Origin of the sequence: Falsiroseomonas ponticola (genome assembly GCF_016805305.1) — a bacterium.
Lineage (GTDB): Bacteria > Pseudomonadota > Alphaproteobacteria > Acetobacterales > Acetobacteraceae > Falsiroseomonas > Falsiroseomonas ponticola.
On record NZ_JAERQN010000012.1, the window covers coordinates 1 to 13,319 of the forward strand.

Below are 13,319 nucleotides of genomic sequence, written 5' to 3' on the forward strand. Positions count from 1 at the left end.
GCGCTCCATCGCTGCCGTCTGGCATCGCATTGGCTCGTTGCTTGGCGAGTTCTCACCAACCGAGTGCGCCAATTACTTCGCCCATGCCGGATACGCTTCAGTGTAAGCCGATCACGCTCTAACCCCTTTTAGCCGTTTATGCCGATTAGAGGCTTTTAGCACCGAATTCGCGGCCTCGATGCCGGACTTTTCGTCAATTCATGGAGATGAATTGTCCAGTCATCCGCATTCGGCTTGCGCCAGGGCGCGGTTGTCCCCAGGCAAGCCCGAACATAGAAAGAACACTGCGAAAAGGCCAGCAATTCGGCGGCCTCAGCGGCGCTGCACCGTCTCCACCACCACCGCCCGGGCCGACACCTGGCTGTTCTGCAGCCGGGCATCGCGCAGCGCCGTGCCGAGCGCGGCCAGGTAGTCGTCCAGCGGCTCGATCACCGGGCGCGGCTGCGGGAAGAGCGGCCGTTCGGAGGCGAAGACGACGATGAGGTCCGTGCCATAGGGCTCATCCACCTCCCACCCCGGGAAGCCCGGGCGGGGATCGCCGAGGCGCACCCGCGCGCCGGCACCCTGGGGCTGGGAGGGCACGAGATGCACGATCTCGTTCGATTTCATGATGTAGCTGACATAGAGGTAGCTGGCCCGGTCCGGCATCTGCACGTCGAGCCGCAGCAATTCCGCATGCTGCAGCGGCTGGATGCCGGCGATCTGCACGCGCGGCGCCGCGCCGGCGGGGGCGGCGACCTGGCGGAGCACGTCGAGCGCGCCGCAATAGGGGCCATCGAAGGGCTGCAGGGCCAGGGTGGCGGCGCCGGCCGGCACGCCGCGATCGGCCAGCACGCGGCGGATCTGCGCCTCCCCGCCCCGGCGCAGCACGCCGGCCAGGCTGAGCGACTGGTCGCCGGCGGAGCCATCGACCAGGCTGCAGGGCGCGGCGGAGGCGGCGGCCTGGGCGGCGGCGCGGAAATCCACGCGCGGGGGCACCGGCACGGCGGCCGGGGCGGGCTGGGTGACGACCGGGGGCGCGGGGGCCGGCAGGGCGGCGATGACGGGGCCGGGCGCGGGCTCCGCGGCCGGCCTGGCCGGTGCGGCCTGCGGCGGCGCGGTGGTGACCGGGGCGGGCTGCGGGGCGGCCTGCGCCGGGGCCTGGGGCGCGATGGCGACCGGCGCCGGCTGGGGCGCCGGCTGGGGCGCGGGCTGGGGCGCGGGCTGCGCCGCGGGCGGGGCCGTGGCGGGCTGGGGCGGGCTGGCGGCCGGGGCGGGCGCCGGCTGCGGGCTGGTGGCGGCCGGGGCGGGCGGCGGCGCCAGGGGCGGCGGGGCGATGGCGGCCGGCGGCGGCACGGGGCCGGCCACCGGGGGCGGGGCGCCCTGGGGCGCCAGCACGCCGAGGCCGGTGGGCGGCAGCACCGCCGGGGGCGGCGCGGCGGGGCTGGCGATGGCGGGCGGCGCCACGGGCTGCGTGGCGGGCGGGGCCGCGGCTTCCGGCGCGGGGCGCGGCGGCTCCACCGCCGGCGGGGCCGCCGGCGTGGCGGGATCGCTGGCCGCGGGCGGCAGGCTGGCCACGGGTGCCGGCGCGGGGTCCTTGCCCATCAGGAAGAAGGCGGCCGCGCCTGCCGCGACCAGCACGGCCAGGCCGCCCCCGATCAGCGCCGGCGAGGCACCGCCGGACCTGGCCGGCGGCGGGGGCGGCGCGGCGGGGCGGGGCGGATCGGCCGGCCGGGCGGCGGGCGGGGCCGCGACCATGGTGGCGTCGTCGAGCCCCGGCAGCTTGCCGGCGCCGGCGAAGCCGAAGCCCGTGGGTTCCGGCGCGGCGGCACCGCCGGCGGCGCGGATCGCCTCCGCGAAGGCCGTCGCGGTGGGAAAGCGGTCATCGGGGCGCTTGGCGAGGGCGCGGGCCAGCACGGCGTCGAAGCCGCGCGGCGCGCTGACGGCCAGCTGGCTCGGCGGCGGCGGGTCCGTGTTGAGGACGCGGTGCATGAGCGCGGTGTAGTTGCCCTCGAAGGGCTTCTCCCCGGTCAGCAGCTGGTAGAGCACGACGCCGGCGGCCCAGATATCGGCGCGGGCATCGACGGGTTCGCCGCGCAGCTGTTCCGGCGCCATGTAGGCGGGCGTGCCCATCACGGTGCCGACCTGCGTCATCGAGGAATTCTCGATGCGCGCGATGCCGAAATCGGCGATCTTCACCGCGCGGTCGCCGGCCAGCATGATGTTGGCGGGCTTGATGTCCCGGTGCACCACGCCGCGGCCATGCGAATAGGCGAGCGCGGCGAGGATCTGGTCCATCAGCCGCACCACCTCCGCCACCGGCATGCGGTCGCCGCGGTCGATGATGGATTTGAGGGAGCCGCCCTCCACCATCTCCATCACGATCCAGGCGGTGTCCGCATTCTCCCCGTAGTCATAGACGCCGACGATGTTGGGGTGGCTGAGGCGGCCGGCGGCCTGGGCTTCGCGCCGGAAGCGCGCATGCGCTTCCTGCGATTCGGCATCCCCGCCTTCCGGCAGCCGGACGAGCTTCACGGCGACGCGGCGTTCGATCATGCGGTCGAAAGCCTCGACCACCGTGCCCATGGCGCCGGCGCCGAGCGTGCCGCGGGCCTCGTACTTCCCTGAAAGCTCCCTCGGCAGCATGGACCCCGCCTGCGGCCCTGGCCGCGATCGTTGCGCCGGCGGAGGCTACCGCCGGGATCATCGGCCGCAACAATAGGGGCGCGCGGCGGCATCGGGAAGCGTGATGCGCCCGGGTGGCGGAGCGGGATTGCTTCGCCTAGCGTCGCCGCCGGGGATTCTTCCAGGGACGGATGGCCATGGCGGTGCGCAGGCTCGGCATCATCTTCAACGGCGCGACGGGCGAACTGGCCCGGCGGCAGCATCTGCCGGCGCTGGTGGCGATGCGGGAGGAAGGCGGGCTGGCCCTGTCCAACGGCGACCGCGTGATGCCGGATGTGATGCTGGTGGGACGCTCCGCCGAGCGCCTGGCGCCGGTGGCGCAGGCCACGGGCTTCACGCGGTTCACGGATGACATGGGCGCGGCGCTGGCGAATGCGGAGGACACGCTGTTCTTCGATGTCGGCGCGACGGGCGGGCGCGTGGAGGTGCTGAAGCGCGCCATCGCGGCCGGCAAGCACATCTACACGGACAAGCCGATCGCGCCCGACGTGCCGACGGCGATGGCGCTGGTGGCGGCCGCGGATGCGGCGGGCGTGAAGCACGGGACGGTGCAGGACAAGCTGTTCCTGCCGGGCTTCGCGACGCTGCAATCCCTCATCCGCTCCGGCGTGCTCGGAAGGCTGCTGGAGGTGCGGCTGGAGATGGGGCGCTGGATCTGGGACGGGGAGCTGCATCCGGGCCAGCGGCCGAGCTGGAACTACCGGAAGAAGGATGGCGGGGGGCTGATCCTCGATATGTTCCCGCATTGGCGCTACATGCTGGACCACCTGGTGGGGGAGGTGCAGTCGGTCTCCGCCGTGGCGCGCACGCAGATTCCGCGCCGGCGCGACGAACAGGGCGCGCCCTATGAGGTGGATGTGGAGGATGCGGTCTTCGCCAAGCTGGAACTGGCAGGGGGCGTGATGGCGTCCGTGAACTGTTCATGGGCCACGCGGGTGCGGCGCGATGCTGGCATCCAGGTGCAGGTGGACGGCACCAAGGGTTCGGCTGTGGGCGGGCCCTATGAATGCTGGATCCAGGATGAGAAGCAGACGCCGGTGGAAGGCATCTCCGCCGCCATCAAGATGACGCGCAGCTTCTTCGATGACTGGACGCCGGTGCCGGTGCCGACGGGGATGGTGAACAGCTACCGCGCGGGATGGGAGAAGTTCATCCGGCACCTGATGGAGGGTGCGCCCTTCCCCTATCCGCTGGTGGAAGGGGCGAAGGGCGTGCAGCTGGCGCAGGCCGCGTATCGCAGCGCGGCGGAGCGGCGCTGGGTGGACCTGCCGAAGCTGGGGTGAGGCTGGGCGGCCTCAGCCCGCGCCCGACATCGCGATCAGGTCGCGGGCGCGTTTCGCGACGGGTTCGTCCACCAGCTTGCCGCGGACGATGATGGCGCCGCTGCCGCTGGCCTGGGCGGCGGCATAGGCGGCGTCCACCTCCCTTGCCCATTCCAGCTCCGCCGCTGGCGGCACCAGGCCGGCGCGGAGCGGCGCGACCTGGGCGGGATGGATGGCGAGCTTGCCGCCGAAGCCGATGGCGAGGCTCGCGCGCATCGCGGCCTCCGCCCCCGCGGCATCCTTCACATCGAGATGCACGCCATCGATGGGCGCGGCGAGGCCGGCGGCGCGGGAGCCCGCGACGCAGAGGCGCTGCGCATGCAGGATCGCGGCATCCGCATCCGCCGCGCCCGTGCCGAGATCGGCCAGCAGGTCCACCGTGCCGAGCGCCACGCGCGTGATGCCGCAGGCGCGCCAGGGCAGGCTGGCGAGATGCACGAGGCCGCGGGCGGTCTCGACGATGGGCAGGATCTCGATGGCCGAGGGATCGCGGCCCAGCGACGCGCAGGACTGGCGGAAGGACCAGGCGAAGGCGAGCAGGTCCTCCGCATTGTCGGCCTTGGGGAGGACGATGCCTTCCGCGCCAGCGGCCAGGGCGGCCTGGAGATCGGCGAGGCAGAGCGGCGTGGTGGCGGCATTGACGCGGACGTAGCGCAGCGCGGTGCCCGTGCGGGGTGTGGCGAGCAGCGCGGCGAGGGCTTCGCGCGCGGCGGTCTTCTCGCCCGGGGGGACCGCGTCCTCCAGGTCCAGGATCGCGGCATCGGCGGCGGAGCCCATCGCGCCCTCCGCCCGGCGGGCGACATTGGCGGGGGCGAAGAGGAAGATACGGGGCGTGGTCATGCGGAATCCTGCCTCAAGCCTGCGGGATACGGGCGGTGGCCTTGATTTCCACGAGCAGCCCGGGGCGGGACAGCTCGACGATGCCGATGGCGGTCCAGGGCGGCTGGTGGCCCTGCATGAAGCGATCCCGCACCTGCTTGAACAGCGCGATGTGGGACTGCAGGCCGACATGGAAGGTGGTGAGGTCCACGATGTCCCGCACCGTGCAGCCGGCCTCCGTGAGGATGCGGCCGACATTCTCGAAGGCGCGGGCGAATTGCGCCTCGGGATCGGCGATGACGTTCATCTGCGCGTCGCGGCCGAGCTGGCCGGCCATGAAGAGGAAGCCGTTGCAGATCATGCCGGGGGAGTAGCCGGACTGGGTCGGGAAATTCTCCATGCCCGGGGGGACGATGGCGCGCATCAGCCGAAGCCCTTCTGGCGGGAAGCCTCGGCACCCCAGAGGCGGAAACTGTCGGAGGCCGGGACCTCGTTCCGCTCGATCATGCCCTGCCAGACGCCGCAGGCATCGACGAAGTTGGGGATGCTGCCGGGGAACATGGCGTAGGAGATGCCCTCCGCCAGTTCGAGTTCCGGCACGCCCTCCGCATAGGCGCCGCGGATATGCACGGCGAGTTCCCACCAGGCGCGGCGCGTGGTGTGCACGGCGGCCAGCGTGACTTCGACCAGGCCGCGCGGGATGGTGCTGCCGGCCTGCGCGGCATCCAGCGCGGCGCGATAGGCGGCTTCGCGGTTGTAGGCGGGCAGGTGGTGGCCCCATTTCTCCGCGGCGAAGGCGAAGCAATGGGCGCCCTCCGCAAAGGCAGCCAGGCGGACGGCCAGCTCGATCTCGGCATCCGTGCCGCCGCCGTTGCGGAACTTGGCGATGTGGTGCGTGGCCAGCGCTTCGTCCGTGGAGACGAGGACGGCGAGCCAGACGAATTCCTTCGACCGTTCGTCCATGCTGCGCGGCGTCAGCGTCAGCGCCGTATAGGCCGCGTCGTAGCCCGCGAGCAGTTCGGGCGCGGCGATGGCCAGCAGGCCGTGATGCGGCAGCAGGTAGCCGCGCTTGGCGCGCACCTCCGCAAGGCGGCGATCGACTTCCGCGGCGTCTGGCATGCCGGTCATGGCCATGGCTTCTCCCCCATCCGCCTGACCATGACCATGCAAGCGCCGTGGCGGCAAGATGGGGTGGACGCGGCGGCGCGCGGGCGGCAGGCTTCGCGGCATGGTGATCAACGGGTTGAAGGCGCGGCTGGCGCAGGGTGCGACGGCTGTCGTGGTGACGCTGCAGCTGGCGCGCAGCGGCGATGTCGCGCGCATCATGGCGCAGGCGGGGTATGACGCGCTGGTGCTGGACCGGGAGCACAACCTGATCGGCGGCGATGCGGCGGGCGAGATCATGATGGCGGCGCTGGATGCCGGCATCCTGCCGCTGATGCGCCTGCCGGATGCGCAGCCCGGGCCGATCGGCCAGGCGCTTTCGGCGGGCGCGCTCGGCGTGATGATCCCGCGCATCGAGGATGCGGCGCAGGCGGAGGGCGTGGCGCGCGCGGCACGCTTCGCGCCGGAGGGGCGGAGGCCCCTGCCCCCGCTATTCCCGCATTTCCGGCGGCGCGCGATCGGCCAGGGCGACGCGGTGGCGGCGCTGTCGGCCGAAACGCTGGTGGTGGTGATCATCGAGACGCGGCTTGCGGTGGAGAATGCGGCGGCGATCGCGGCGGTGCCGGGGATCGACGTGCTGTTCCTCGGCGCTTCGGATCTGAGTGCGGATCTCGGCCGGCCGGGGATGAAGGAGGACCCGGTGCTGTGGGAGGCGGCGGCGCGGGTGGCCGAGGCCTGCCGCGATGCGGGCAAGGTGCCCGGCATCGGCGGCATCACGGAGGAGGCACATTTCGCGCGCGCGAAGGCGCTGGGCTTCCGCTGGATCTCCGCGGGGCATGACGCGGCGCTGCTGCAGGCCGCCGCGACCGCGAAGGTGGCGTCGATCCGGGCCTAGACGTTCCAGGGCCGCACGCGCCACAGCGCGCGGTGCGTGGCGTCCGAGGCGCGGAGATAGGCGACGTAGTCGGCGGAGTTGAGGTAGCGGAGCGGCTGGAAGGCACGCTCGCTGGTCGTGATGAACTCCGGATTGGCGACGACCTTGGCGATGGCGGCGGAGAGGCGCGCGACGACATCGGGCGCCATGCCGCGCGGGCCGCCGACGCCGCGCAGGCTGCCGCCGAGGATGTCGAGGCCGAGTTCGCGCAGCGTCGGCACATCCGGCGCCATGGCGTTGCGCGCTTCGGCCATCACGCCAAGGGTGCGCCAGGGCTGGTTGCGGGCGAAGGTCAGCGCCTCACCCAGATTCGCGGTGGCGACGGTGACTTCCTTGCGCAGCAGCGCGAGCGCCGCGGGGGCAGCGCCCTGGTACACCACGGGTTCCAGCTGCGCGCCCGTCGCCTGTTCCAGCAGCAGCGTGTTGATGTGGCCGGCGGAACCCACGCCCTGGGTCGCGACGGTGATGCGGCCGGGTTCGCGCTTCGCGGCCTCCACCAGGTCCGTCATGGTGCGGATGGGGCTGTCCGGGTGGACGGAGAAGGTGCCGGGATCATCGACGACGCCGGCGATGAAGGTGAAGCTGTCCATCGTCCAGCCGGCATTGCGCTCGATGGGGATGGTGACGATGCCGGGCGTGTTGATGATGGCCAGCGTGTAGCCATCCGGCGCCGCGGCGGCGAGCGCGCCGAGGCCGATGCCACCGCCCGCGCCCGGGCGGTTCTGCACGACGAAGGGCTGGCCCAATTCGCGCTCGAGGTACTGCGCCATGACGCGGGCGGAGATGTCCGTGCCGCCGCCGGCGGCGAAGGGGACGATGAGCGTGACGGGGCGTTCCGGCCAGGCGGCCAGCGCCACGCCCGGCGCTGCCAGGCTGAGCGATGCGGCGAGCGCGGCGCGACGGGTGAGCATCATCGAGACCAGTCCTCCTTCAGCGGTGCGACGGGTGACTCTGCGTTCCTGCGCGCGACCCGATCTGGTGTCGGGATGAGCGATCCGGCTTGTATCGGGATCGCGGCGGCGTGAAGCTGGCATAACACTCGACGCTTGCGGCTGTCCATGTGGCGACTGGATTGCCGGAATGGCGCAGGCGCGATGCCGGAATGCGAAAGGGACCGCGCGATGAACGAGGAGAAGCTGGTCGTCGCGCTGGGCGACGACCTGTACGAGGTGGAGCGGCCCTGGGCGCTGGATGGCGCGAGCTTCAAGGGCGGGCGCATCACCGATGTCGCGGTGGATGCGGATGACAACGCGCATGTGCTGGTGCGCTACGACCGCTATGTTGATCCCGCGGGGCTGCCGGCGGTGGTGGTGGTGGCGCCGGATGGCAGCGTGGTGCGAAGCCACGAATTGCCCGGCGTGACGGATGGCCACGGCATCACCATCGGGCCGCGTGGCCAGGCGCTGATCGCGGATCGCGACCGGCATGAGATCCAGGTGCTGGATGGCGCGGGCGCGGTGGTGCTGCGGCTCGGCGAACGCAACCGACCGGGGCGGCCCTTCAGCCATCCCGCCAATGCGGCGGTGCATCCGAATGGCGACATCTACGTGGCCGATGGCTACGGCAACTCCGTGGTGCACCGCTTCTCCGCCGGGGGGACGCTGCTGAAGACATGGGGGAGGCCGGGCGCCGGCGCGGGGGAGTTCACCACGCCGCATGACCTGGCCTTCGGGAAGCAGGGCGAGGTGATCGTCTGCGACCGGGAGAACAACCGCATCCAGTTCTTCGACCCCGATGGCGCCTTCATCCGGGAGGCGACGGATCTGTTCCACCCCATGGGCATCGTCGTGGAGCCCGATGGCTGCATCCTTGTCAGCGACCAGATCCCGCGCCTCACGCGCCTGTCGCCGGAGGGGAAGCTGCTGGGGCGGTGCCGGCCGGTGCTGAATGCGGGGCATGGGCTGGCGCAGGACAGAAGCGGCAACATCCTGCTGGCGGAAATCCGCGACAACCGGCTGACGCGGCTGACGCGGAAGGGCTGAGCCACCATGCATGACCTCGTCATCCGCAACGGCGTCCTGGTGACGGCGAGCGACGTGTTCCAGGCCGAGATCGGCATCACGGGCGGCGTGATCGCGACGCTCGGCCAGGGGCTGCAGGGGCGCGAGGTCATCGATGCCGCGGGGAAATTCGTGATCCCCGGCGGCATCGACAGCCATTGCCACGCCGAACAGCGGATGAGCGGCGGCGTGAACAATGCCGATGACCTGTTCACGGCGACGCGGAGTGCGGCCTGCGGCGGTACGACGACGATCATCGCCTTCGCGCTGCAGCCGCGCGACGGCACGCTGGCGGATATCGTGCCGCACTACACCGAGCGGGCGCGGCGCTGCGCGGTGGACTATGCCTTCCACCTCTGGGTCACGAACCCGACGGAGGCCGTTCTGCGCGAGGAATTGCCCGCGCTGATCGAAGCCGGGCACCGATCCGTGAAGGTCTTCATGACGGGGAAGACCAACTGGCTGGACGACTTCGCGCTGCTGCGCGTCATGGAAGTGGCGCGGGAGCATGGGGCGCTGGTGACCGTGCATGCGGAGAACTGGGGCATCCACCAGTATCTCGGCGAGAAGCTGGCCGAGGGCGGCTTCAGGCATCCGAAATACCAGGCCGTGCTGAAGCCCGCGATCGGGGAGCGGGAGGCGGTGCACCGCATCGCGTCCCTGGCGGAGCTGATCGACACGCCGATCCAGGTCTTCCATGTCAGCGCGCCGGAAGCGGCGGCGGAGATCGAGGCGGCGCAGCGGCGCGGCGTGCGCGTGCATGCGGAGACCTGCACGCAATACCTGGCGCTCTCCGCCGCCGATCTCAACCGGCCGGGATTCGAGGCGGCGAAATACGTCTTCGGCCCGGCGCCGCGCGGCAGCGCGGAACGCGGATCGCTGTGGGACTATCTCAAGCGGGGCGTCATCGATGTCGTCACCTCCGACCACGCCCCCGTGAATTTCGATGCGCCGGATGGCAAGAAGCGCTGGGGGACGGAGCCGCGGGTCGACCAGATCCCGAACGGCATCCCGGGGGTGGAGACACGGCTTTCGATCCTGTGGTCCGAAGGCGTCGCGAAGGGGCGGATCACGCCTTCCGAATTCGTCGCGCTGTCATCCACCAATGCGGCGAAGGCCTTCGGGCTGCATCCGCGCAAGGGAACCATCGCGGTCGGCGCGGATGCGGACCTGGTGGTGTGGGATGGCGCGCGGTGCGATCGCGTGACCAATGCGGCGCTGCACCACGCCGTGGACTACACGCCCTATGAGGGCATGGAGCTGACGGGCTGGGCCGAGACGACGCTGCTGCGCGGCGCCGTGGTGTATGACCGCGGCCGCTACCTCGGCCATGAGGGCCAGGGACAATGGCTGCGGCGGGAGCGCTATGACTGGCTGCGGCCCAGCGGGCACTTCCCCTCCGGCTACGATCCCTTCCGCCAGATCGTCACGCATCCCGACCTGGGGTAGGCGACGTCAGGGAAGCTTGACATTCCTGGCATGATTCGCCATTTCAGAAATTCCTGAAATAACGGTCAGCCATGAAGCTACCTCCGCTCGTCCAGTCCTTCGTGCTCCATTTCGGCGAAATGGGCAGTCGCTGGGGCATCAACCGCACCGTCGGGCAGATCTACGCGCTGCTCTACGTGTCACCCGGCCCGCTGAATGCGGAACAGATCGTGGAGGCGCTGGGCGTCTCCCGCTCCAACGTCTCCATGGGCCTGAAGGAATTGCAGGCCTGGAACCTGGTTCTGCTGAAGCATATCCCGGATGACCGGCGCGATTACTTCACCACCCCCGACGATGTCTGGCTGATTCTGCGCACGCTGGCGGAGGAGCGGAAGAAGCGGGAGGTGGACCCGACGCTCTCCGTGCTGCGCGAGCTGCTGATGCAATCGCCGGGCAGCGAGGATGAGCGCCACGCCCAGGCCCGGATGGCCGAGATGCACGGCCTGATTGAGCGCCTGACCAATTGGTACGAGGACGTGAAGCGGTTGGAAACCGAACGTCTGGCAGCCTTGCTGGCGCTGGGCGCCAAGGTGACGCGGCTGCTGGAGGCAAAGGACAAGGTCGTCGGCCTGGTTCGGCCGCGCAAGGGAGGTTGAGCCATGGATCCGGTCCTGCTGGCGCGCATCCAGTTCGCCGCCAACATTTCCTTCCACATCCTGTTCCCCACCATCACCATCGCGCTGGGCTGGGTGCTGCTGTTCTTCAAGCTGCGCTTCAACGCCACGCGCGACGAGGCATGGATGGATGCCTATCGCTTCTGGGTGAAGGTCTTCGCGCTGTCCTTCGCGCTCGGCGTCGTGTCCGGCATCACCATGTCCTTCCAGTTCGGCACCAACTGGCCGGGCTTCATGGAGCGCGTCGGCAACATCGCGGGGCCGCTGCTGGCCTATGAGGTGCTGACGGCCTTCTTCCTGGAGGCGACCTTCCTCGCCATCATGCTGTTCGGCTTCAGCCGCGTGCCGGGCTGGGTGCATACCGGCGCCACCTTCCTGGTGGCCTTCGGCACGACGATGAGCGCCTTCTGGATCATCGTGCTGAATTCCTGGATGCACACGCCGCAGGGGCATGAGATGCGCGATGGCGTCGCGCATGCCGTGGACTGGGCGGCGATCGTGTTCAACCCCTCCATGCCCTATCGCCTGACACATATGCTGATCGCCAGCGCGCTGACGGTGGCCTTCCTGCTGGCAGGCATTTCCGCCTGGCGCTGGCTGAAGGGGGACCGCGCGCCGGCGGTGATGGCGGCGCTGCGCACCGGCGTGGTGATGGGCGCGGTGCTGGCGCCGGTGCAGGCCTTCGTCGGCGACCTGCACGGCCTCAACACGCTGGAGCATCAGCCCGCCAAGGTGGCGGCGATGGAGGCCAATTGGGAGACGCGCGGGCATGTGCCGCTGGTGCTCTTCGCCATCCCGGATGAGGCGAACCGCACCAACCGCTTCGAGATCGCGATCCCCTCCGGCGCCAGCCTGATCCTGAAGCACGATCCCGCCGGCGTGGTGCCCGGACTGAATGAGTTCGAGGGCAAGCACCCGCCGGTGGCGCCGGTCTTCTACGCCTTCCGCGTCATGGTGGGCACCGGGCTGCTGATGATCGCCATGGCCTGGGCGGGTGCCTGGTTCCTGTGGAAGCGCGGCGCGCTGCCGGTGCTGATGCTGCGCGGCTTCGCGGCGATGGCCTTCGCGGGCTGGGTCGCGACGCTGGCGGGCTGGTACGTGACGGAGATCGGCCGCCAGCCCTGGCTGGTGACGGGCGTGCTGACCACGGCGCAGGCCGCGGGGCCGGTGCCGGCCATGGCCATCGGATCGACGCTGGTCACCTACCTCGTGCTCTATGTCCTGCTACTGGGCGCCTACATCACCACGATCTACCGGCTGGCCAAGAAGGGCCGCGTGGCGGAGGCGACGGACACGTCCATGGTGAAGCCCGGCAGCGCGCCGGGGGAGATGGTGGCATGACCCCCTTCCTGCCTGCCGAATGGCTGCCGGTGATCTTCGCGGGCCTCATGGCGACGGCGATCCTGGCCTATGTGGTGCTGGATGGCTTCGACCTCGGCGTCGGCATCCTGCTGGAGACGCGGGCGGCGGAGCCCGACCGGGACCGCATGATCGCCGCCATCGGGCCCTTCTGGGACGCGAACGAGACCTGGCTGGTGCTGGGCGTCGGGCTGCTGCTGGTGGCCTTCCCGGTGGCGCATGGCATCATCCTGACGGCGCTCTACCTGCCCGTGGCGGTGATGCTGGTGGCGCTGACCTTGCGCGGCGTGGCCTTCGAGTTCCGCGCCAAGGCGACGGACGAGGCCGGCAAGCGGCGCTGGGACCGGTGGTTCTTCGTGGGATCGCTGGGCGCGGCGCTGGCGCAGGGCTGGATGCTGGGCCGCTACGTGCTGGGCTTCGCGGAAGGATGGGCGGCGATCGGCTTCGCGGCCATGACGGCGATCGGGCTCGCCATCGCCTATGCCTTCATCGGCGCCTGCTGGATGATCTGGCGCTGCGAGGGCGAGTTGCAGCGGCACGCCATCCTCTGGGCGCGGCGTGCGATCTGGCCGCTGGGCTTCGGCATCCTCCTGGTCTCCGCCGTCACGCCGCTGGTCAGCGACCGCATCGCGACGCGGTGGTTCGAGATGCCCGTCGTGTTCCTGCTGGCGCTGCTGCCGCTGGCGACGGCGGCGCTGCTGGTGGGGCTGGCGCAGCTGCTGGCGCATATGCCGCTGCCGAACGACGTGCTGCGCCGCCTGCCCTTCTGGGGCGCGGTCGGGCTGTTCCTGCTATTCTTCGCGGGGCTGGCCTGGTCCTTCTTCCCCTATGTGGTGCCGGAACGACTGACGATCTGGGACGCGGCGAGTGCGCCGGAGAGCCTGTCCATCATCCTGGCCGGCGCGGCCTTCGTGCTGCCGGTGATCCTGGCCTATACGGTCTTCGCCTGGCGCATCTTCGGCGGCAAGGCGCAGGCGCTGAGCTACGACTGAGCCCGCTTTGACAGGGAAGCGCG

12 protein-coding genes are annotated in these 13,319 nt (G+C 70.9%); 7 read left to right on the top strand and 5 right to left on the bottom strand.

Annotation, left to right across the window (positions count from 1 at the left end):
- Nucleotides 1-312 precede the first annotated feature (312 nt).
- Nucleotides 313-2,625 carry a serine/threonine-protein kinase gene (locus JJI54_RS32855; protein ID WP_203076384.1) on the bottom strand — a complete coding sequence of 771 codons (2,313 nt, stop codon included), beginning with the start codon at nt 2,623-2,625 and terminating at the stop codon, nt 313-315.
- Nucleotides 2,626-2,801: 176 nt separating this feature from the next.
- On the opposite strand from JJI54_RS32855, the gene JJI54_RS26250 reads away from it, so the two are divergent.
- On the top strand, nt 2,802-3,947 hold the full coding sequence (locus tag JJI54_RS26250) for a Gfo/Idh/MocA family protein (RefSeq protein ID WP_203076385.1): 1,146 nt from the start codon (nt 2,802-2,804) through the stop codon (nt 3,945-3,947).
- A 12-nt stretch (nt 3,948-3,959) separates the two neighbouring features.
- Here JJI54_RS26250 and JJI54_RS26255 read toward each other — a convergent pair whose 3' ends face one another.
- Genes JJI54_RS26255 through JJI54_RS26265 form a run of 3 tightly spaced genes read right to left on the bottom strand, consistent with a single transcriptional unit; the run spans nt 3,960 to nt 5,933 of the window.
- On the bottom strand, nt 3,960-4,826 hold the full coding sequence (locus tag JJI54_RS26255; RefSeq protein WP_203076386.1) for an HpcH/HpaI aldolase/citrate lyase family protein: 867 nt from the start codon (nt 4,824-4,826) through the stop codon (nt 3,960-3,962).
- Nucleotides 4,827-4,839: 13 nt separating this feature from the next.
- A complete protein-coding gene (locus JJI54_RS26260) occupies nt 4,840-5,229 on the bottom strand; it encodes a RidA family protein (protein ID WP_203076387.1) in 390 nt (129 codons plus the stop codon).
- Nucleotides 5,229-5,933 (bottom strand): carboxymuconolactone decarboxylase family protein, encoded by a 705-nt coding sequence (locus JJI54_RS26265; protein ID WP_203076388.1) that lies wholly within the window; start codon nt 5,931-5,933, stop codon nt 5,229-5,231. Before JJI54_RS26265 ends, JJI54_RS26260 begins: the two co-directional genes overlap by 1 nt.
- Nucleotides 5,934-6,033: 100 nt before the next feature.
- On the opposite strand from JJI54_RS26265, the gene JJI54_RS26270 reads away from it, so the two are divergent.
- A complete protein-coding gene (locus tag JJI54_RS26270; RefSeq protein WP_203076389.1) occupies nt 6,034-6,804 on the top strand; it encodes an HpcH/HpaI aldolase family protein in 771 nt (256 codons plus the stop codon).
- On the opposite strand, the gene JJI54_RS26275 is transcribed toward JJI54_RS26270, so the two are convergent.
- A complete protein-coding gene (locus JJI54_RS26275; RefSeq protein ID WP_203076390.1) occupies nt 6,801-7,757 on the bottom strand; it encodes a tripartite tricarboxylate transporter substrate binding protein in 957 nt (318 codons plus the stop codon). The genes JJI54_RS26270 and JJI54_RS26275 overlap by 4 nt on opposite strands.
- A 207-nt stretch (nt 7,758-7,964) precedes the next feature.
- Between JJI54_RS26275 and JJI54_RS26280 the strand changes: the two genes are divergently transcribed.
- From JJI54_RS26280 to JJI54_RS26300, 5 genes are all read left to right on the top strand, one after another.
- Entirely contained in the window at nt 7,965-8,825 is an 861-nt protein-coding gene (locus tag JJI54_RS26280; RefSeq protein ID WP_203076391.1) for a 6-bladed beta-propeller, read from the top strand.
- Nucleotides 8,826-8,831: 6 nt separating this feature from the next.
- Entirely contained in the window at nt 8,832-10,292 is a 1,461-nt protein-coding gene (hydA, locus tag JJI54_RS26285; protein ID WP_203076392.1) for a dihydropyrimidinase, read from the top strand.
- A gap of 71 nt (nt 10,293-10,363) precedes the next feature.
- Nucleotides 10,364-10,927 (top strand): GbsR/MarR family transcriptional regulator, encoded by a 564-nt coding sequence (locus tag JJI54_RS26290; protein WP_203076393.1) that lies wholly within the window; start codon nt 10,364-10,366, stop codon nt 10,925-10,927.
- A gap of 3 nt (nt 10,928-10,930) precedes the next feature.
- On the top strand, nt 10,931-12,286 hold the full coding sequence (locus JJI54_RS26295; RefSeq protein ID WP_203076394.1) for a cytochrome ubiquinol oxidase subunit I: 1,356 nt from the start codon (nt 10,931-10,933) through the stop codon (nt 12,284-12,286).
- The gene (locus tag JJI54_RS26300) at nt 12,283-13,296 is read left to right on the top strand and encodes a cytochrome d ubiquinol oxidase subunit II (protein WP_203076395.1); all 1,014 of its coding nucleotides are present in this window, start codon (nt 12,283-12,285) and stop codon (nt 13,294-13,296) included. The genes JJI54_RS26295 and JJI54_RS26300 overlap by 4 nt, the downstream gene beginning before the upstream one ends.
- The last annotated feature ends 23 nt before the right edge of the window (nt 13,297-13,319 follow it).

What these genes read in the sequence shown, in the direction of transcription:
- JJI54_RS26300 (WP_203076395.1), top strand. Translation starts at nt 12,283, where the DNA reads ATGACCCCCTTCCTGCCTGCCGAATGGCTGCCGGTGATCTTCGCGGGC.
- hydA (WP_203076392.1), top strand. Translation starts at nt 8,832, where the DNA reads ATGCATGACCTCGTCATCCGCAACGGCGTCCTGGTGACGGCGAGCGAC.
- JJI54_RS26275 (WP_203076390.1), bottom strand. Translation starts at nt 7,757, where the DNA reads ATGATGCTCACCCGTCGCGCCGCGCTCGCCGCATCGCTCAGCCTGGCA.
- JJI54_RS26270 (WP_203076389.1), top strand. Translation starts at nt 6,034, where the DNA reads ATGGTGATCAACGGGTTGAAGGCGCGGCTGGCGCAGGGTGCGACGGCT.
- JJI54_RS32855 (WP_203076384.1), bottom strand. Translation starts at nt 2,625, where the DNA reads ATGCTGCCGAGGGAGCTTTCAGGGAAGTACGAGGCCCGCGGCACGCTC.
- JJI54_RS26265 (WP_203076388.1), bottom strand. Translation starts at nt 5,933, where the DNA reads ATGACCGGCATGCCAGACGCCGCGGAAGTCGATCGCCGCCTTGCGGAG.
- JJI54_RS26295 (WP_203076394.1), top strand. Translation starts at nt 10,931, where the DNA reads ATGGATCCGGTCCTGCTGGCGCGCATCCAGTTCGCCGCCAACATTTCC.
- JJI54_RS26280 (WP_203076391.1), top strand. Translation starts at nt 7,965, where the DNA reads ATGAACGAGGAGAAGCTGGTCGTCGCGCTGGGCGACGACCTGTACGAG.
- JJI54_RS26260 (WP_203076387.1), bottom strand. Translation starts at nt 5,229, where the DNA reads ATGCGCGCCATCGTCCCCCCGGGCATGGAGAATTTCCCGACCCAGTCC.
- JJI54_RS26255 (WP_203076386.1), bottom strand. Translation starts at nt 4,826, where the DNA reads ATGACCACGCCCCGTATCTTCCTCTTCGCCCCCGCCAATGTCGCCCGC.
- JJI54_RS26290 (WP_203076393.1), top strand. Translation starts at nt 10,364, where the DNA reads ATGAAGCTACCTCCGCTCGTCCAGTCCTTCGTGCTCCATTTCGGCGAA.
- JJI54_RS26250 (WP_203076385.1), top strand. Translation starts at nt 2,802, where the DNA reads ATGGCGGTGCGCAGGCTCGGCATCATCTTCAACGGCGCGACGGGCGAA.